The sequence below is a fragment of the Oleiharenicola lentus genome (assembly GCF_004118375.1).
GTDB lineage: Bacteria > Verrucomicrobiota > Verrucomicrobiia > Opitutales > Opitutaceae > Lacunisphaera > Lacunisphaera lenta.
In genome coordinates this window covers 435098-452633 of sequence record NZ_SDHX01000001.1, presented here as the reverse complement: position 1 = coordinate 452633, position 17536 = coordinate 435098, and the positions used below count along the sequence as shown (strand labels likewise).

Annotated in this window: 19 protein-coding genes and 1 tRNA gene; 5 read left to right on the top strand and 15 right to left on the bottom strand. The window is 64.3% G+C overall.

The annotated features are described in order from the left end of the window. Both ESB00_RS01880 and ESB00_RS01875 read left to right on the top strand, forming a co-directional pair. A complete protein-coding gene (locus tag ESB00_RS01880) occupies window positions 1-621 on the top strand; it encodes a TM7S3/TM198-like domain-containing protein (protein ID WP_129046034.1) in 621 nt (206 codons plus the stop codon). 40 nt (window positions 622-661) lie between these two features. Beyond that, window positions 662-1120, top strand: a complete 459-nt coding sequence (locus ESB00_RS01875; RefSeq protein ID WP_129046033.1) for a YgdI/YgdR family lipoprotein — start codon at window positions 662-664, stop codon at window positions 1118-1120. A 68-nt stretch (window positions 1121-1188) separates the two neighbouring features. On the opposite strand, the gene ESB00_RS01870 is transcribed toward ESB00_RS01875, so the two are convergent. From ESB00_RS01870 to ESB00_RS01825, 10 genes are all read right to left on the bottom strand, one after another. Next, window positions 1189-1431: a hypothetical protein gene (locus tag ESB00_RS01870; protein WP_129046032.1), complete on the bottom strand. Its 243-nt coding sequence runs from the start codon at window positions 1429-1431 to the stop codon at window positions 1189-1191. A gap of 89 nt (window positions 1432-1520) precedes the next feature. Further along, complete coding sequence (locus ESB00_RS01865; RefSeq protein ID WP_129046031.1) at window positions 1521-2384, bottom strand: chemotaxis protein; 864 nt, start codon at window positions 2382-2384, stop codon at window positions 1521-1523. 67 nt (window positions 2385-2451) lie between these two features. After that, the gene (locus ESB00_RS01860; RefSeq protein WP_129046030.1) at window positions 2452-2649 is read right to left on the bottom strand and encodes a DUF5989 family protein; all 198 of its coding nucleotides are present in this window, start codon (window positions 2647-2649) and stop codon (window positions 2452-2454) included. Between the two features lie 3 nt (window positions 2650-2652). Beyond that, window positions 2653-3096 carry a hypothetical protein gene (locus ESB00_RS01855; protein ID WP_129046029.1) on the bottom strand — a complete coding sequence of 148 codons (444 nt, stop codon included), beginning with the start codon at window positions 3094-3096 and terminating at the stop codon, window positions 2653-2655. Window positions 3097-3098: 2 nt separating this feature from the next. Beyond that, a complete protein-coding gene (locus ESB00_RS01850; protein ID WP_129046028.1) occupies window positions 3099-4958 on the bottom strand; it encodes a carbamoyltransferase family protein in 1860 nt (619 codons plus the stop codon). 116 nt (window positions 4959-5074) lie between these two features. Continuing rightward, window positions 5075-5860, bottom strand: coding sequence for a succinate dehydrogenase/fumarate reductase iron-sulfur subunit (locus tag ESB00_RS01845; protein WP_164976212.1), 786 nt, complete (start codon window positions 5858-5860; stop codon window positions 5075-5077). Window positions 5861-5917: 57 nt separating this feature from the next. Further along, on the bottom strand, window positions 5918-6277 hold the full coding sequence (locus tag ESB00_RS01840; protein WP_129046026.1) for a four helix bundle protein: 360 nt from the start codon (window positions 6275-6277) through the stop codon (window positions 5918-5920). Between the two features lie 58 nt (window positions 6278-6335). Next, complete coding sequence (locus ESB00_RS01835) at window positions 6336-8258, bottom strand: fumarate reductase/succinate dehydrogenase flavoprotein subunit (protein ID WP_129046025.1); 1923 nt, start codon at window positions 8256-8258, stop codon at window positions 6336-6338. A gap of 13 nt (window positions 8259-8271) precedes the next feature. Then, window positions 8272-9054, bottom strand: a complete 783-nt coding sequence (locus ESB00_RS01830; RefSeq protein ID WP_129046024.1) for a succinate dehydrogenase cytochrome b subunit — start codon at window positions 9052-9054, stop codon at window positions 8272-8274. A gap of 152 nt (window positions 9055-9206) precedes the next feature. Next, window positions 9207-10955: a tetratricopeptide repeat protein gene (locus ESB00_RS01825; protein WP_129046023.1), complete on the bottom strand. Its 1749-nt coding sequence runs from the start codon at window positions 10953-10955 to the stop codon at window positions 9207-9209. Window positions 10956-11007: 52 nt separating this feature from the next. Between ESB00_RS01825 and ESB00_RS01820 the strand changes: the two genes are divergently transcribed. Together ESB00_RS01820 and ESB00_RS20080 are read left to right on the top strand one after the other, a co-directional pair. After that, a complete protein-coding gene (locus tag ESB00_RS01820) occupies window positions 11008-12111 on the top strand; it encodes a PEP-CTERM sorting domain-containing protein (RefSeq protein ID WP_129046022.1) in 1104 nt (367 codons plus the stop codon). Window positions 12112-12114: 3 nt separating this feature from the next. After that, window positions 12115-13140, top strand: coding sequence for a PEP-CTERM sorting domain-containing protein (locus tag ESB00_RS20080; RefSeq protein WP_129046021.1), 1026 nt, complete (start codon window positions 12115-12117; stop codon window positions 13138-13140). On the opposite strand, the gene ESB00_RS01810 is transcribed toward ESB00_RS20080, so the two are convergent. From ESB00_RS01810 to ESB00_RS01800, 3 genes are all read right to left on the bottom strand, one after another. Further along, window positions 13121-14392, bottom strand: a complete 1272-nt coding sequence (locus ESB00_RS01810) for a phenylacetate--CoA ligase family protein (protein ID WP_129046020.1) — start codon at window positions 14390-14392, stop codon at window positions 13121-13123. The two genes, ESB00_RS20080 and ESB00_RS01810, sit on opposite strands and share 20 nt — an antisense overlap. A gap of 35 nt (window positions 14393-14427) precedes the next feature. Continuing rightward, complete coding sequence (locus tag ESB00_RS01805) at window positions 14428-15003, bottom strand: NUDIX hydrolase (protein WP_129046019.1); 576 nt, start codon at window positions 15001-15003, stop codon at window positions 14428-14430. A gap of 63 nt (window positions 15004-15066) precedes the next feature. Beyond that, on the bottom strand, window positions 15067-15603 hold the full coding sequence (locus ESB00_RS01800) for a LysM peptidoglycan-binding domain-containing protein (RefSeq protein WP_129046018.1): 537 nt from the start codon (window positions 15601-15603) through the stop codon (window positions 15067-15069). Between the two features lie 184 nt (window positions 15604-15787). Between ESB00_RS01800 and ESB00_RS01795 the strand changes: the two genes are divergently transcribed. After that, window positions 15788-15864, top strand: a tRNA-Pro gene (locus ESB00_RS01795). 76 nt (window positions 15865-15940) lie between these two features. Here the strand turns inward: ESB00_RS01795 and ESB00_RS01790 are convergent. Together ESB00_RS01790 and purU are read right to left on the bottom strand one after the other, a co-directional pair. Beyond that, the gene (locus tag ESB00_RS01790) at window positions 15941-16597 is read right to left on the bottom strand and encodes a tetratricopeptide repeat protein (RefSeq protein ID WP_129046017.1); all 657 of its coding nucleotides are present in this window, start codon (window positions 16595-16597) and stop codon (window positions 15941-15943) included. 71 nt (window positions 16598-16668) lie between these two features. Continuing rightward, window positions 16669-17523, bottom strand: a complete 855-nt coding sequence (gene purU / locus ESB00_RS01785; protein WP_129046016.1) for a formyltetrahydrofolate deformylase — start codon at window positions 17521-17523, stop codon at window positions 16669-16671. Window positions 17524-17536 lie beyond the last annotated feature (13 nt).

Genomic DNA, 17536 nt, shown 5'->3' with positions numbered 1-17536 from the left:
ATGAAGGAACTGAACGAACTCTACCCGTGGATTTCCGTCGGCGCCATTACCTGGGGCGTGCTCGACGTGTTCTTCGGCTACCGGGTCTTCAAGATCACGCTCTCGGTGATGGGCGGCCTGTTCGGCTTGGCTGCCGGGCATGCACTCGCCACGGCGGTCGGCTTCGGGACGGGGGCGCAGGTCGCCGCGCTGGTGATCGGGGCCCTGCTGGGGGCGGGGCTGGCGTTCCTGCTCTACATCGCGGCGGTGTTCGTGGCCGGCTTCGGCTTCGGGGCCACGCTCGGCGTGCTGCTGCTGGCCAATTACCACCACATGGTCTCGCTGCTGACCGGGGCGGTGCTGGGCATCATCGGCGGCTTTCTGGCGGTGAAGATGCAGCGGATCCTCATCGTGCTTTCGACGGCGCTGCTGGGCGCGTTCCGGGCCGTGCTCGCGCTCAGTTTTTTCACCAGCCAGATGGACTGGCTGCATTACTACCGCCAGCCGGACCACGTGCCGGCGCTGATCGAGGGCAACCCGTGGATGTTTCCGTCAATCCTGGGCCTGGCCGCCGTCGGAGTGATCGCCCAGCTCGAGTTGGGCGGCTCGGCCGAACCCAAGAAGAAAACCAAGGAAGACTAAGCCTTGCCGGCCGGCCCTTCCTTCCCACCATCGCCTTGTCATGAAGAAGCTGTTCGCCCCCCTGCTCCTCGCCCTCGGCGTGCTATTCGTCGCCGGCTGCTCCAGCAACATGCAGATTATCACCGCCGGCCTGCGCGCGGAATTGCTGCGACTCCAGCGTCTGCCCGGCGGCGACGTGCAGGTCACCTGGAAAGTGAGCAACCCCAATGTGGTGCCCTACGTGATCACCCGGGCGAACCTGAAAATCTCCCTCGAGGGCAAGGCCGTGGGCGAACTCACCGAGCCGCGCCGCTTCGCCGTGCCGGCGCAGAATCTTGCCGAGCAGACGAGCGTGCTGTCCGCCGCCTCCGTCACCGATGCGGCTCTGCTGGAGCAGGCCCTCTCGCGCGGCAGTGCCAGCTACGACCTGAACGCCACCATTTGGATCCTCATGTTGGAGGACAAGGAAGAGAAGTTCCGGGCCGATGCCTCCGGCACCGTCGTCACCGGCGCACCCTAAAATGAAAAGGCCCCGGTATTAGCCGGGGCCTCGATGGATTGGGTTTTACGACTGAAGCCTGGGATCGATCAGGCTGCCAGGCGGCTGGCGACCGGAGCGGCCGAGCGGACGGCCAAGGGCGCCGTGAGCCGGATCGGACGGGCCACCGTGAGCGGACGAGCCTCGCGGCTGTATTGCGCCACGGTCCAGGCCACGAGACCGGTGGTAAAGAGAATGGCGGTGAAATCGGCGGCGTCGAAGGGACGACCGCTCGCCAGGGAAGCAAAACCCAGAAGGGTCGCGGTGAGAACGGAGATAAGAGCGGTTTTCATAGGATTCATGTGGTATGCCATGAAAACCCGCCTTGGCGCGAAAAGTTGCAGACTTTCGCAAATGGCTGCGAAAGCGGCTCCTGCCGGCTTCAGGAATCCATCGCCTTCCAGAGCGCCACGAGATTTTCCGCGACCGGCACGGTCACATCGTTGTCAGTCCAGTAGGCGACGTGGCTGCCGGGATTCCAGCTGGTGAACAGGCCGCCGGCGTTGACCGGAACATCGCGTTTCACCGCCTGGCCGTAGGCATCGTTGAGCGACTTCAGCGGATAACCGATGATGTCGTCGGGGTCGTAGAAATTTTCCCAACCCGCGTGCGGCACCAGCGCCGGGTGGTGGTCCTTGAACGCCGCCGCCGGCACCTCGATCGGCCGGCCGAAGTCGTCATAGCGCAGGCTCCAGAGTGCGATGGGGCTGCCGAGCGTGTAGAGGCAGGCCAGCGTTTCGCCGCGCTCGAGCGGCGTGCGCTTGGTGTTCATCTCTTCGCGGACGGTCTCAGGCACAAGCCGGCGGAACTTGGTGAGGTCGTAGAAATAGTTGCTCGTGATGATCGTGCCGAGACTGTGCGCGATGACGACCAGCGGCGCGTCGGCGCCGGCGTTGTCGGCCAGCCAGCACATCTCGCGCGCATAGACGGCGTGGATCTCCTCGTATTTGTCCCTCTCGCCTTCGGCCGGTTGGTAGGCGAGCGCGTCGGCGGCGAAGCTGACCATGAAGCGACGCAGCGATGTGAAATCCAGGTCCCCACCTTGCTTCATGCGCCGCCAGAGTTCGTCCTCGGGCTGCTGGAGGATGTGCCCCCAGTAAACAGGCCGGAACACAAGCGCGGCGCCGGCATCGAGCCCGGTCTTCTTGCTGAACCGTTCCTTGATCTCCTCGATCATCTCCTCGGCAAAATCCGGCTTCGTGATTCCCACCCCGTGAACGATGGCAACGGCGATTTTGGTGCTCATGGCGCCGAGTGTGCGCACAAACCCCCGGCCGTAAAGCCCGCCCAACCGCCTGAATCAAGGCGGCGCCTCAGAACAACGTGTAGATGAACGGCGCGGCCGAGCTGCCGCTCAAGATCACCAGCACGCCAAACACGAGCAGAAGCAGGATGATCGGCAACATCCAGTATTTCTTGTTGCTCATGAGCAGGCCCCAGAACTCGCCCAGCACACCCTTTTCGCGCGCGGGTTTCACGTCGGTGAACTTGGTTTTGGGTTTATCGCTCATGACTTAGAACTGGCGGTAGTAGCGGGAGGGATCTTTCACCGGCGGCACGTCCTGCCAATAGGATTTTCCCGGAACGGACTTGAACGCGGAGGCCTTCCGCCGACGAACCAACCCCACCGGTGAGATCACCAGCCAGAACAACACCGCCAGCACGAACCAAGTGAGCAAGGCCTCAATCGCCCGGGTCACGGTGTGCCAACCAATGTAGAGCCGCCGCGCCCAGCCAGCAGCCAGCAAGGCGCTCACACCCAGCAGCAGCGCCGCCAAGACAAACCCGGCAAAAACCGGCCAGACCCAGCGTCCGGTCGTAAAACGCAACACGCACAACCAAACCAGACCCGCGAGCGGTAGTCCGAGCAACAGGGTGAAGCCGAAGCGACGGCAAGCCGCCGGAGTGGCCTGCGCCCGCACCTGACTGACGAGTGAGCCTTCGTGATCGGGGATCATGGTCAGTCGAGTTTGAAGTCCGCGAGATACGCGGTGCGGTTAACGGAGGCCGCCGGCTGATCGGTCTTGTGCAGTACGCAGTTCTCCAGCACGAGCACGTCCATGTCGGTGTTAAGGAAGCATCGCAGCGCGTCACCGGGCGAACCGACGATCGGCTCGCCGCGCACATTGAAGCTCGTGTTGATGAGCACGCTGCAACCGGTGCGCTGCTTGAAGACGCGGATAAGCCGGTAATAGCGGCCGTTCCGCGTCCCGTCCACGGTCTGCACGCGGGCCGACATGTCCACATGCGTGACGGCCGGGATGGTGGAGCGCGGGATGTTGAGGCGCTGGCGGAGATCGGGATCGGAGGCCATCTTCGCCCGGTCGGGCTCGCTCACCGGCACGTCGAGCTTCCGGTTGACGCGCGCGACCTGGAGCATGTAGGGCGAGTGAGGCAAATTCTCGAAAAACTCCGCGACATCCTCCGCCAGCACGCTCGGCGCAAAGGGGCGGAACGATTCGCGGAACTTGATGCGCAGATTCATCGTCGCCTGCATCGCCGCGCTACGCGGATCGCCGAGGATGCTGCGGGCGCCGAGGGCGCGCGGGCCGAATTCCATGCGGCCCTGGAACCAGCCGACGACCTTCCCCTCGGCCAACAGCCCGGCGACGGTGTCGAGCAACTGCGCCTCGTCGGCGATGAAATGATACGGTGCCTTGGCCGTATCGAGGACGGCGCGAATTTCGTCGTTGGCAAAATGCGGCCCGAGCAGCGAGCCCTGCATGGCGTCCTCCGGCTGGGCCGGGCGCAGGTTCTCGAGCAGCTGGTAGTGCAGGAAAATCGCCGCACCCAGCGCACCGCCGGCGTCGCCGGCCGCGGGCTGAATCCAGAGATAGTCGAAGATTTTCTCCCGCAGCAGCCGGCCGTTGGCCACGCAGTTCAAAGCCACGCCACCGGCAAGGCAGAGATGTTTCATGCCCGTCAGGCGCTTCGCCTCGCGGGCCATGCCCAGCACGATTTCCTCGGTCACCTGCTGGATCGAGGCGGCGAGGTCCATCTCTCGCTGGGTGATGGGCGACTCGGGTGCGCGCGCCGGCCCGCCGAAGAGCGCAGCGAACTTGTCGTTCGTCATGGTGAGCCCGGCGCAGTAGTTGAAATACGACAGGTCCATCGCGAAGGAGCCGTCGTCCTTCAGGTCGATGAGTTTTTCTCGGATGACGTCCGCATAGATCGGACGGCCGTAGGGGGCGAGGCCCATGAGCTTGTATTCGCCGCTGTTGACGCGGAAGCCGGTGAAATAGGTGAACGCGCTGTAGAGCAGCCCGAGCGAGTGCGGGAAGCTCATGCTCTTCAGCAGCTCAATGCGGTTGCCGCGGCCGACTCCGATCGTGGCCGTGTCCCACTCGCCCACTCCGTCGAGCGTGAGGATGGCCGCCTCGTCGAACGGACTCGGGAAAAACGCGCTCGCCGCATGCGACTCGTGGTGCCGGGTGTAGCAAATCGGCGCCTTGAAGCCCTTGCCCAGTCCCTTCCGGATCTCGCGCGGCAAATGGAGCTTCTGTTTCAGCCAGAGCGGCATCGCCTGAAAAAAAGAGGCCCAGCCCTGCGGCGCGAAGTGCAGGTAGGTTTCCAATAGCCGGTCGAACTTCTGGTAGGGTTTTTCGTAGAAGACCGCATAGTCCACGTCGGCCTCGGTCAGCCCCGCCTCCTTCAGGCAGTAGCGCACGGCGTGCTCCGGAAACCGGTGGTCGTGTTTTTTGCGGGTGAACCGCTCCTCCTGCGCCGCCGCCACGATCCGCCCGTCCACAACGAGGCATGCTGCGCTGTCGTGATAGAACGCGGAGATGCCGAGGATGGCTGTGGGTTTGCCGCTGGCCATTGGGGGTCGGGAAGCTGTAGCCGCTTCACGCGCGAAGGCGAGCATCTGGATGCGGGCAAGAAGAAGGGGCGCCCTAAAGGTGCGCCCCAACGATGGCTAAACAAGATGCGCCGAACTCAGCCCGCGCCGCCGCCGGCGGCGTTGGAGGCGGGCTTGAGACTGGAGCGGAAGAGGGCACCGATGTAGTCGCGGTTCATGCGCGCGATGAAATCGTGCGAGATGAGCTTCGGACAGGCGGCCGAGCACTCGTATTGGTTCGTGCAGTTGCCGAAACCGAGCTCGTCCATTTTGCCGACCATGTTGAGCACGCGGGTGTCGCGCTCGGGCTGGCCCTGCGGGAGCAGGCCGAGCTGGGAGACCTTGGCAGAGACGAAGAGCATCGCGGAGGCGTTCTTGCAGGCGGCCACGCAGGCGCCGCAGCCGATGCAGGCGGCCGCGTCCATCGCGAGGTCGGCGACGGGCTTCGGAATCGGGATGGCGTTGGCATCGCAGGCGGCTCCGGTGCGGACGCTGATGAAGCCGCCGGCCTGCTGGATCTTGTCGAAGGCGCTGCGGTCGCTGATCAGGTCCTTGATGACCGGGAAGGGGGCGGCGCGGAAGGGCTCGATGGTGATGGTGGCGCCGTCGGCAAAGCTGCGCATGTAGGTCTGGCAGCTGGCGATGCCGCGGTGCGGGCCGTGGGGCTTGCCGTCGATGACGAGCGAGCAGGTGCCGCAGATGCCCTCGCGGCAGTCGTGGGCAAAGGCGATGGGATCCTCGCCGCGCTTCTCAAGGTCGTCGTTCACGACGTCGAGCATCTCGAGCAGCGACATGTTCGGGTTCAGGTTCGACGCCTTGTATTCGACGAACTTGCCGGGCTGGCCTGAGCCGGCCTGGCGCCAGACGCGGAGGGTGACGGAGATGAGCTTGGTGGAGGATTCGGCGACCATGAGAGGAAATTACGATTTCAGAATTACGATTTACGCGGCCCGGGAGCTGCGGGTGGTTTTGATGGCTGACACGAAGATGGAGAGGAGTTCGTCACTCTCCTCCAGCAGGGCGGCAAGGCGGGCACGGGAGAGTGAGCCGGCGGCGACAAGCAGCTCCATCCAGTAGATGGATTCATCGCATTCCTCCTCGACGATCTTGAGCTTATTCACGAAGTCGGCGGTGGATTTGGCCCGGCAGGCAGCACGGTAGTTGGCGCCGACTGAGGTGCCTGACCGGAGCAATTGTTTGCCGAGGATGGAGGAAATTTCGTCACGTGGCAGTGCTTGCACCGCCTTCACTACGCGCAAGGCGTAGGCTTGGGTCCGCTGGATGAGTTCGTGTTTGTTCATGGTGGTTGCGGCCCGTTGAAATCGTAAGTCGTAAATCGTCCCTCGTAAATCAGCGCAGTTACTTGTAACTGCGCACGCTCATCTTCACGAATTCGTAGTTCAAGGCTTCCACGTTGCGGAGGGGATCCTTGCCTTCGCCCTGGTATTCCCAGGCGGCGACGTGAGCAAAGTTGCTGTCGTCGCGGAGGCACTCGCCGTCGGGGTGCTGGTATTCCTCGCGGAAGTGGCCACCGCAGCTCTCCTCACGGGCGAGGGCGTCGCGGCACATGAGCTCGCCGAGCTCGATGAAATCGGCCACGCGACCGGCGCGCTCGAGGGCCTGGTTCATGTTGTCATCAGAGCCGGGGACGTTGACGTTGGCCCAGAACTCGTCGCGGAGGGCGGGAATTTCCTTCAGCGCCTGGGTGAGGCCGGCCTTGTTGCGGGCCATGCCACAATACTTCCACATGATCTGGCCGAGCTTCTTGTGGTAATAGTTCACCGGCTCCTTGCCCTTGTTGGACATGAAGCGCTGGACCATCGAGGCGACGTTGGCCTCGGCATCCTTGAACTCGGCGCGGTCGGTCGAGGGCTTGTTGTTGGGCTTCTGGCCGGCGAGATAATCACCGATGGTGTAAGGAATGACGAAGTAGCCGTCAGCCAGGCCCTGCATGAGGGCGGAGGCGCCGAGGCGGTTGGCGCCGTGGTCGGAGAAGTTGGCTTCACCGAGCACGAACAGGCCGGGGATGTTGGACATCAGGTTGTAGTCCACCCAGAGGCCGCCCATGGTGTAATGCACCGCCGGGTAGATGCGCATCGGCGTCTTGTAGGCGTTCTCGTTGGTGATTTCGTGGTAGATGTCGAAAAGGTTGCCGTAGCGCTCGCGCACACCGGCCTCGCTCAGGCGCTTGATGGCGTCGGCGAAGTCGAGATAGACGCCGAGGCCGGACTCACCGACGCCGCGGCCCTCGTCGCACATGCGCATGGCGGCGCGGGAGGAGACGTCGCGCGGGGCGAGGTTGCCGAAGCTCGGGTAGATGCGCTCGAGATAGTAGTCGCGGTCGGCCTCGGGGATGTCGGCGGGATTCTTCTTCGCGTCTTCCTTCTTCTTCGGCACCCAGATGCGGCCGTCGTTGCGGAGGGACTCGGACATGAGCGTGAGCTTCGACTGGTAGTCGCCGGTCACGGGAATGCAGGTCGGATGGATCTGCGTGTAGCAAGGATTCGCCATGCAGGCGCCGCGCTTGTAGGCGCGCCAGATCGCGGTGGCGTTGGAGCCGCGCGCGTAGGTCGAGAGATTGAAGACGTTGCCGTAGCCGCCGGTGGCGAGGATGACGGCGTCGCCGGAGTGGCGCTCGAGTTTGCCCGTGACGAGATCGCGGGTGATGACGCCCTTGGCGTGACCGTCCACGAGGACGAGGTCCACCATCTCGTGCTGGGTGACGAGCTGGACGCCGCCCTGCCCCACCATCTTGGAAAGCGCGGAATACGCGCCGAGGAGGAGCTGCTGGCCGGTCTGGCCGCGGGCGTAGAAGGTGCGCGAAACCTGCGCGCCGCCGAAGGAGCGGTTGGCGAGGAGGCCGCCGTATTCACGGGCGAAGGGCACGCCCTGCGCGACGCACTGGTCGATGATGTTGACCGAAACCTCGGCGAGACGGTGGACGTTGGCCTCGCGGGCGCGGTAGTCGCCGCCCTTGATGGTGTCGTAGAAGAGGCGGTAAACGCTGTCGCCGTCGTTCTGGTAGTTCTTCGCGGCATTCACGCCGCCCTGCGCGGCGATGGAGTGGGCGCGGCGCGGGCTGTCGTGAAAGACGATGCATTTCACGCGATAGCCGAGCTCGGCGAGCGTGGCCGCGGCAGAAGAACCGGCGAGGCCGGCGCCGATGACGATGACCTCGTATTTCCGCTTGTTGGCCGGATTGACGAGCTTGATGTCGGTCTTGTGCTTGCGCCACTTGTCGGCGAGCGGGCCGGCGGGAACCTTGGAGTCGAGTTTGGCCATGGCGAAGAAAGGGTCAGCGTTGGGAAACGAGCTTGGCCGCGGCCGTGGTGCCGGCGGCGGGTTTGGCGATACCGGTCAGGATCGCGCCGGGGATGGCGAGGTTGCCGAGGAAGTAAGCCAGGCAGAACAGCGCGGCGAAGCGGCGGAGGCCGGCGGCCCACTGGTGGTTGCGGAGGCCGAAGGTCTGGAACATCGACTCGACACCGTGCAGCAGGTGCAGGCTCAGCAGACCGACGGCGACGATGTAGAAGAGTGAAACGACAGGGCTGGCAAAACCGAGATAGACCATCGAGTAAACGTCGTGGACGTGCGCACCGGCGGCGACGATCGGAAAGCCGAGCAGATGAAATTCGCCGGCCATGGTGTATTCGGACAGCGCGGTCTTGAAATTCTCCGCCTGCGCGGCGCCGATGGTGAAGTGGGCGAGGTGATAGATGAGGAAGGCCAGCACGACGAGGCCGGTGTGCTTCATGTAGCGCGAGGCGAAGATGGCCTGGAGCCACTTGCTAACACCGTAGGCCTCGGGGCCGCGTGCCGCTTTGTTTTCGAGGCTGAGCACCACCGCGGCCCAGACGTGGATGCCCACGCAGGCCAGCAGGAAGAGCCGGATCGCCCAGAGGGCTGGCCCGAGCGACTGGAGGAAGTGGGCGTAGCCGTTGATCTTGTCGGGATGGGCGAAGATCTGGAGGTTGCCCACCAGATGGCCGGCCACGAAGCCGACGAGAACGAGGCCGGTGACGGCCATGAGGAATTTTCTTCCGATGGAGGAGCCGAAAAGCGCACCAAGGAGATTCATCGCTTGTGTGATTGGGGGGAGGAGGGGCGTCGTAGCCTAAAATCTGGCGGCAGGCTGTCGGAGCCGAACAACCTTGTAAAGGAACGCGCCCGCCCGGCGGGCTCTATTAGCGAACCTAAATCAAAGCAGAAGCCGCGGTGCCACGGCTGGGCTTACGGCTTCGCACTCTGGTTGCGTGTCCGGGCTGCGGTCATCAGCTCTTTCTCCTCGGGAAGGAAAAACGCGTTGGCGAGACGGCCGAGCTGTTCCTCGCTCTCCGCCGCCCGGCCCGCCGCGGACAACAGGACAGCCCGGGCCAGACCGTAGCGCGGTTCGTCAAACTCGGCGCGCGGCAACCCATCGAGCGCAGCGGCCGCCTCCCCCACCCGCCCAGCCCGCCACAAGGCGAGCGCGTGGGCAACCGTCCCACCGGCGCGCCCCTCCGATCCGGCATATCCGGCCGTTTCGGTCGTATCTGGCACCGGCCGGCGGCCGAGCAGAAATCCCATGATGGCGGCCTCGACCCGCACCTGGGGGTCACCGGGCAAGGCGCGACGCCAGTCCTGATAAATCTGCCAAACCTGATCCGATTCGTTGCGGCTGAGGGCATCGCCCAGCAATTGGCGCCAGGCCCACGTTTCGTGCGGCAAGGCCCGGGCGATCGCCAGCAGGGTTTGACGTCGCTCGACCGGCCATTGCCAAAGCTCGGAGAGACGCAGCAGCATGCGCAAGGCGGGCGGCGAGCCCCGGGTCGCTTGCAGCGCCGCGGACCAAGCTTGGGATACCCCGGAATGCGTGGAGCCAACCGACTGGCGATGGGCGCGGAAGGCCTGTTCCACCGCTTCCGCCGGCACGACGCCCCACGCGCCTTCCCGAAGCAGGGTTTGCAAACGCGGCCAGTCCTGCGCGCGAACCACAAATTCCGCCACCGCAGTCTTCACGATGGCACTTTGCCGGAGAGCCTCCGGCAGGGAGTCGAGCCACTCGAGCGCCGCCTGCGTGTGCTCGTTGCTGGACATCCAATTGGCCAGGGCGACGGCGTCCTCGGCCGTGGGGATGGGCTGCATCATCGCGTAGGCCAGCAAGCGGTCGATGTGATCCACCTGACTGGGCAGTTCGAGCAACGGACCGCGCGCGGGGGCAAGTGTCTCCGCCAGTTGCCGGAGGGCGGCACCCCGGGCCGGACTGGGCTGGGGCCAGCGACGGGCCACGTCATTAAGCAGCTCCACAATCGCGCGGATGCGCACCTGATCACCCCGGGCGAGTTCCAGCAATCCGTTGCGCGCTTCGGCCGCCTGGAGTGGTTCGCTCCCGTTGAGCCTGAGCACGGCAAGATTGAGCCGGACCCTGACATCATCCGGCGCCAGTTCGCGCAGGGCTGTGAGGTGGCTCTCCTGCGCCACGGGATCTCGATCCAACAGCGCCAGTGCGGCACAGAGACGGTGGAACTCGGCGCGCAGCGAACCCGGAGGATTAAAGCCGGTCAGAATTTTCCGGGCTGCGGGCAGGTCGCCAAACCGGATCGCCGCCCGCGCCAGACCGATCTTTATCTCCGGCTGATCAGGGGCCAAAGCCAACGCTTCCTGCCAGACATTCACCGCTTCCCGTTGGCCCGCCCGTTCGTAAAAAGCGGCCAACCGTTGCCTCACTTCTAGTTTGGCGGGGTGCAAACGGGAAAGCTGCTCCAAGGTAAGCATCGCGCTCCGCCAATCCCCTTCCTTCTCATAAAGGGCCGCGTTTTCGAGATCCCTCTTGAATCGCCATTTAGACAACATCGGTCGTCCTATAAAGTACGCTGCGACAAGGAGTCCCAGCACGATCACGGCGATCCCCGCGAAGACCTTTACAGTCCGGGCACGCTCGTGCCGAAAGGGATGCTCTGTGCGGTTATCCTCGATTATTCGCTGCTGTTTTTGGGACATCGCGATTTTGCGCTGGCCTATCACCCATTTAAATATAGGTGTTATTACCTAGATGAATTTGGGGCTCAAATTTCCGAGCAAGCTGCGCCAGCTGTTAACCACAGGACTGAAGACCGTCGCATTGGCGGGTCTTTTTCAAGCGGTTTATTCCCCGGCGCAAACGGCGGTCACGGGAATCACCTACGGCTCGCTGGTGGATGCCACCAACACGAGTTCAGGCGGCATCACCTACCTCAATCGCGATCGGACGGTGAGCACCGTCGCCACCGGCCTGGGTGACTATCAGTTCAACGGCCCGCTGGCCTCGAACGTCTTTTTCCGCCGCAACACCGACTCCAATAACAACGGCACGTCGAACCAGGCGAGCGACAATCCCAACAACTCCACGCTGATCTACCAGGTGGACGGCTCGAACCGCGCCTACGGCGACTACAACGCCAACCTCGAGCAGATGTTTCTCGATGGAAATCTGAACACCGGCATCCGCAACCCCTTCGCGAATGGCGCCGGCACCTCCACCAACAGCAACATCGAGCGCATCGACTTCTATTTCTCCGGCGGCTACACCGTGCAGGCGGGCGATTCTCTGACGTTCTTCGACGTGGAGAATGTGGGCAACCTGGGTGACGGCTTCCGCATTGCGGCCTACACCTCGGTCGGATCGGTCAACGGATTCAGCAACGCCCCGACCGCGTACGCCAACACCGGGCTGCTGGTGCCGGCCGAATCTTTCGGCGGCCCGATCAGCAACCCGCAGGGCACCGACACCGGCAACTATCGCCGCGCCACCTTCACCAACGGCAACACGCTCAGCGGCACCGCTTCCGACATCACCTCCATCGGTGAACTCGAGCTGGTGGGAATCATGATCAGCTTCGCCGACCTGGGTATCACCGCCGGCACCACCATCTACGGCTATTCGCTGATGGCGGGCGATGTCGCACCGACGACCGCCGCCAACCTGGTCAACTGGAACAGCAACACCTACTACCCCACCAACACGAGTTCGACGGGTTACGGTGACATGGATTTCATGGGCTTCGGGGCACAGATTGCCCGCCCGGTGCCCGAGCCCTCAACCTATGGCGCGATCATGGCACTCTTTGGCCTGGGCTTCCTGGGTGGACGTCGCTGGTGGCGGCGCCCCGCTGCCTGAGCCATGCGTCCGACGAAACCCATCCTGAGCGGCGCGCTCTGGGCCTTCCTGCTGGCCGTCTCCGCGTCGGCGCAGATCACCATCTCCTCGATCACCACCAGCTCGAACAACCAGTCGAACCAGACGGTCAACGGCGACACCTTCAACCGGCTGACGCAGTCCATCACCAGCTTCAAGGATGCGGTCGGTAACATCTACGACGCCAACACCACGGCGGGCAGCGCCTACGTCCGGCGCAACACCACGGCCGGCAACGCCAACAATTCCTCCGCCTGGTATGACCAGGGTACCACCACCGACTTCGAGGCCCCATACGCCACCTCCTACGGTTCGCTGTTGCTGGGCAACAATCTGCTCCGGGGTTCGGACAACACCTTTGCCAACGGCACCGGGGTGAGCGAGGGCAACATCGAGCGGCTCGACTTTCTCTTCAGCAGCTCCGGCCTCACGGCGTCGCTGGGCACCTCCTTCGCGGTCTTCGACCGCGGCAGCGTGAGCCAGCACGACAACGTGAAGATTGCCGTGATCACGGGTTGGGACTCGGTCAACAACCGGCCCACGGCCTACGGCGGCACGCTTTTCGAAGTCACACCCGCCCACTACGGGACAGCCAACCTCACCTCCGATTTCACCTACAACCTCTTTCGCTACGACAGCGGCGACAACCTCGGCAGCCCCTACTGGAACAACAACACCGAGACCGGCACGCAGGGCATCGGCGGCGTCGCCATTTCCATGGCCGACCTGGGGATTGCCGCCGGCACCACCATCTACGGCTACTCGCTCATGGCCGCCGACGTCAGCACCGGGGGCAACATGGCCAACCTGGTGGACTGGACCAACACCAGCTACTACTCGACCAGCACCTCCGGCTCCACCGGCGCCGGTGGCATCGACCTTTCGGCGGTGAACGGCGTGCTCTTCAACCGGAAGGTGCCCGAACCCTCGACCTACGGATTGGTTTTCCTGAGCGCGACTGGTGCCTTTCTCGGCTGGCGCCGGCGTCGCCTCAGCGGGCCAGCGGCTTGAGCAGGGCGAACTTCCCGCTCGCGGCCGGCTGGATGAACTTGCGGCGAAACATCGCCACGCGGGCATCAGCGCCAAGGGCACTCGCGATGGCCGTGCCCACCGCGCCGTCGGCCACACTGTCGGCGACGTATTGAAATTCCCACCGCTGGGCCGACACCTGCACCAGACTCCAGTGCCAGCATGCGAATGCGGCCGGCATGACCGCATCGATCTCGTAGGCTGAGACCACCGTGCCGTCATCGCGGAAATAGAGATCCTTCTCGCGGCCAAGGATGCGGAAGCCGCCCGGCGTGCGTCGGACAATGTCGCCGGTATGGTAACGAAGCAACGGCATCGCCTCGCGGCCGCGGGTCGTCACCTGGATTTGGAAAACTTCCCGCTCCCCATCGCGCCAGGGCATGAGTTCGATGAAGGCGTTGTCCTCGACGACGCGCAGGTTGTCCGCGAAGGCGTCGCCGACGAAGAGATAACCGGCCTCCGTGGAGCCGTAGAGATCCACCTGCGCAGCCCCCGGAAAAGCCTCGGCGATGCGGGCGCTGTGCTGGCGACTGGCCTTGCCGTAGGTCAGGATGACGGTCTCGACGCTGGGCACCTGCACCTGCCGCCGCGCGAGGGCCCGCGCGAGCAGCGAGAGGTAAACCGGCTCGCCCTCGATGACCTGCGGCTTCACCGCCTGGAGTTCGCGCCCAATGCGATCCCACTCGCCCTCGGGGAAAGCAAACGGATCACTTGAGAGATTCAGGTAAACCGTACCGTCGAAATAGCGGTGCGGAAACGGATGGTCCTCGTACGGACAAAGGTTGCTCGAGCAGCCCACCGGCGCGAGCACGCACTTGCGGTAGGGCCGGTCCGCGTAGCGCGCGAGCACGGGATGCGCGAGGTAGGCACGGCGCGTTTGCTCGTTCCACCAGCCGTCCTCCATGACCACGGTCATCGGGCCGCTCGTGGTGCCGGAGGTGTGCTCATATTCGAATTTCTTCTGCGCGAAACCGCGCTCGATCTCGGCGTAGTCGTGGAAGAAGGCGGTGTGTCCGCGCTGCACGATCTCCTGCTTGGTGAGCGCGGGAATCTCGCGGTAACACGACCAGTGCAGGGGCTCGGAGTGCAGGGGAAACCGTTGCTGGTAAAGCGGGCTGCGCCGGTAAATCGCGCGAACCTCTTGCTCCAGCGCCACGGGCACACGATCAGGCTCCGCCGCTCCGAGCGTGGCGGGAAGGTTGGCAAAGGCGGGAGCGAACGTGGCGGTCTCCATCAGGTGCGGGCAGTGAAGCCGGAGCCGGCGGCAAGTCAAACGGCGCGGGAACGCAGCGTTTGCCAGTGCGGCTGGAACAACAGCAGGGCGTTCAAGACCATCGCGTGGGTGATGCCGCCCGCTGCGGCCAGCGTGAAAACCTCGTCCACGGGCTTGGTGAGGATGTCGAACTCCTCGTCCGGATCCCACTCCAGGGCCGCCGCGCGGCCTGCGCCCTCCACCAGCACGAGGTGGCAACGGTTGCTTTGCATCGCGGGGTTGGGATGGATCGAGCCAAGCAGCCGGGCGCCCGTGCCGACATAGCCGGATTCCTCACGCAGCTCGCGCACGCCGGCGGCAATTGGATCCTCGCCCGCGTCGATCACACCGCCGGGAATTTCCAACGAAAAGTCGTTGATGCCGTAGCGGAACTGCCGCACGAGCACGAGATGACCGTCGGGCGTGAGCGCAACCACGTTCACCCAATCGGGCGGATTGATCACAAAAAAATCCTGCTCCTTCGCGCGTTTCGGGTGACGATAGATCGCCTTCACCACGTCGAAAATGCGGGTCGTGGCATGCGGCTCCTCGCGCAACTTCTGCCAGCGCAGGGGCGGACCGGGATTGTTCATGGCGAAAAAAATGCCTCCGCGACACAAGGTCTGGGAGGCATCGGGAAAGAGTTTCCTGAAAAATTACTTCTTCGGGATGCGGATCTTCTGACCGACCCGCAGCTTGGTCGGATCCAGACCGGGATTCTCGGCCTCGATGGCATCCATCTTGACGGCAAACTTGCGGGCGATCTTGGCGAAGGTGTCGCCCGAGCCAACCGTGTAGGTGCCGTCGGCATTCAGGACGCCGGTGGGGGCAGCGGCGCCTGCCTTGCCGCCGGGAGCGGCGGCACGGGCCTTCTGGGCCTCCTCGACCTTGGTGATCTGGGCCCGGAGCGTGCCGATCTCGGTGCCAACCTGGGTGAGGGCGTTCTGCACTCCCTCGCGCAGGCCGCGCAGGTCGTTCTCGGTCTTGGCCGTGGCGGCGCGCAGGTCGCCCTCGATCGTCTCGATCCGGGCAATCTTCGGCATCTCGGCCTCGTGTGCGGCCACGGTCTTTTGGACGGTGGAAAGTTTGACCAGGGCGACGATCGCAAGGATCAGGCCGAGGGCTCCGGCGATCACGCCTACGAGCGGAAGAACGCTGCTGGAGCTGCTGCTGTCACGGGAAAGAGTATCCATTTTTTAAGAGATTGAAGAGCCGTGTTTAGGGCGGCGTTTTAGGTGAGGCAAGAAGCATTTTATAATGCCCCGGGGCGACAGGCTGGTCGGCTGCAAAGCAGCAAGCGAGGCAAGCCCCGGCAGTAGACTGATATACCGCCATTGACAGGGGCTTGGGCTGCCCCTCCCATCGTCGGGCTGTCAACGGGGTGTAGCTTAGCCTGGTAGAGCGCCTGGTTTGGGACCAGGAGGTCGTAGGTTCGAATCCTATCGCCCCGACCAGCAGTCAGTTTGGATCGGGCAAAAAATAAGCCCGCCGTGGGGGGCGGGCTCGAAGGCAGGCACCAGAGAGCCGGGCTCAAAGGGCCGGTTTGCCGACCAGCAAGGTCGAGGCCCTTTGCGACCAGACCCCTGCGGGCTCGATCTTGCCGATCTCGGCCACCAGCCGGCTGACTTCGGCGCTGTTACCCGCCTCCAAGGCCAGTGAGGCGAGATGATAAGTGGCTTCAGCGCGGATACCCTTGGTCAGGGCGGCGTCGGCGCCGATCGCCTTGAACGAGGTCTCGGCCGCGGTCTTGTCGCCGGCGTTGAGCTGGCTCATTGCCGCACCCACCCGGGCCCGGCCGAGCAGGGCGGAATTTGTCAGGCCGGTCACGGCTTTGTTGTAATTTTCCAGCGCCTGGCGGTAGTCGCCGGCGGCATAACGCTGGTCGGCGATGCGCAGGTAGGCGATGGCGGCCAGCGTATGGCCCTCGTTCGCCTTGGCGAAGGTGGCAAGTTGCTCCGTTCGATCACCCGCCCGGGCGAAGTCAGCCTGCACGGATTTTTCGCGTTCAGCCTGCACATACTGCCAGCCCTCGCGGCCAATGACCACCAGCAGCGCGACCACGCACAGCATCAAAATCAGCCGGCGATTCTTCTCCCAGAAAGAGTGCAGAGCCTCCTCGACGGCGGGTTGGGCCGGGGCGGCGGCTTGGTCTGGGGTCTGGTGTCCGGCAGGCGGGGGGATGTTCATGGAGCCGGGCACATTGCGAAACCACCCGGCCTCCCTCAAGGAAAAAGGCGGATGCCGCCCACCCTGCCCGCTCAGTCAAATACCACGGTCTTGTTGCCGTAAACCAGGATGCGGTTTTCCAAGTGCCAGCGAAGGGCTTGCGCGAGCACGAGTTTTTCCAGGTCACGACCCTTGCGGACGAGATCCTCAACCCCGTGCCGGTGGGTGACGCGCACGACATCCTGCTGGATGATCGGACCGTCATCGAGCACAGCGGTCGCATAATGGGCGGTGGCGCCTATGAGCTTAACGCCCCGCTCATGCGCCTGGTGGTAGGGCTTGCCGCCCGCGAAGGCCGGTAGGAATGAGTGGTGAATGTTGATGACCGGCTGGCCGCAATGGCGCAGAAAATCCGCGGACAACACCTGCATGTAGCGCGCCAGCACGACGAACTCCGAACCGGTGGCTCGCAGGATTTCCAGCTGTTGCCGCTCGGCCTCGGCTTTCGTGCCGGCCGTGACCGGGATATGGTGGAACGGCAGACCGTAGTGCTTCGCGGCATCCGCGAGCACGGTGTGGTTCGACACCACGCAGCCGAAATCGCCGGCAAACTCGCCCGCCTTCCAGCGCAGCACGAGGTCGTGAAAACAGTGGTCCTCCCTCGAAACGAAGAGCGCGCCCTTCGGCCGGTGCGTGGAAACGGCGACCTTGGCCGCCATGCCGAGCGAGGCGGCGAAAACGCGCAGTTCCTCCGCCGCAGCCGCCGGGTTGCCGCCGGCCGGCACCCACTCGATGCGCTGGAAGAACTCACCGCCCTCCATGTCGCGATGCTGATCGGCGTGCAGGATGTTGCCCTGCCGGGCGTAGATCCAGCCCGACGTCTTCGCCACGAGTCCGGGTTGATCCGGACCGTGCAGGAGGGCGACGAGCGTGGCGGGGGGGCTCATGGCAAAGGCGGCG

Coding starts and splice junctions, on each gene's coding strand:
- ESB00_RS01805 (WP_129046019.1), bottom strand. CDS start 15,003: ATGAACAATCCCGGTCCGCCCCTGCGCTGGCAGAAGTTGCGCGAGGAG.
- ESB00_RS01825 (WP_129046023.1), bottom strand. CDS start 10,955: ATGTCCCAAAAACAGCAGCGAATAATCGAGGATAACCGCACAGAGCAT.
- purU (WP_129046016.1), bottom strand. CDS start 17,523: ATGAGCCCCCCCGCCACGCTCGTCGCCCTCCTGCACGGTCCGGATCAA.
- ESB00_RS01880 (WP_129046034.1), top strand. CDS start 1: ATGAAGGAACTGAACGAACTCTACCCGTGGATTTCCGTCGGCGCCATT.
- ESB00_RS01875 (WP_129046033.1), top strand. CDS start 662: ATGAAGAAGCTGTTCGCCCCCCTGCTCCTCGCCCTCGGCGTGCTATTC.
- ESB00_RS01840 (WP_129046026.1), bottom strand. CDS start 6,277: ATGAACAAACACGAACTCATCCAGCGGACCCAAGCCTACGCCTTGCGC.
- ESB00_RS01850 (WP_129046028.1), bottom strand. CDS start 4,958: ATGGCCAGCGGCAAACCCACAGCCATCCTCGGCATCTCCGCGTTCTAT.
- ESB00_RS01865 (WP_129046031.1), bottom strand. CDS start 2,384: ATGAGCACCAAAATCGCCGTTGCCATCGTTCACGGGGTGGGAATCACG.
- ESB00_RS20080 (WP_129046021.1), top strand. CDS start 12,115: ATGCGTCCGACGAAACCCATCCTGAGCGGCGCGCTCTGGGCCTTCCTG.
- ESB00_RS01830 (WP_129046024.1), bottom strand. CDS start 9,054: ATGAATCTCCTTGGTGCGCTTTTCGGCTCCTCCATCGGAAGAAAATTC.
- ESB00_RS01870 (WP_129046032.1), bottom strand. CDS start 1,431: ATGAAAACCGCTCTTATCTCCGTTCTCACCGCGACCCTTCTGGGTTTT.
- ESB00_RS01800 (WP_129046018.1), bottom strand. CDS start 15,603: ATGGATACTCTTTCCCGTGACAGCAGCAGCTCCAGCAGCGTTCTTCCG.
- ESB00_RS01855 (WP_129046029.1), bottom strand. CDS start 3,096: ATGATCCCCGATCACGAAGGCTCACTCGTCAGTCAGGTGCGGGCGCAG.
- ESB00_RS01790 (WP_129046017.1), bottom strand. CDS start 16,597: ATGAACATCCCCCCGCCTGCCGGACACCAGACCCCAGACCAAGCCGCC.
- ESB00_RS01860 (WP_129046030.1), bottom strand. CDS start 2,649: ATGAGCGATAAACCCAAAACCAAGTTCACCGACGTGAAACCCGCGCGC.
- ESB00_RS01810 (WP_129046020.1), bottom strand. CDS start 14,392: ATGGAGACCGCCACGTTCGCTCCCGCCTTTGCCAACCTTCCCGCCACG.
- ESB00_RS01835 (WP_129046025.1), bottom strand. CDS start 8,258: ATGGCCAAACTCGACTCCAAGGTTCCCGCCGGCCCGCTCGCCGACAAG.
- ESB00_RS01820 (WP_129046022.1), top strand. CDS start 11,008: ATGAATTTGGGGCTCAAATTTCCGAGCAAGCTGCGCCAGCTGTTAACC.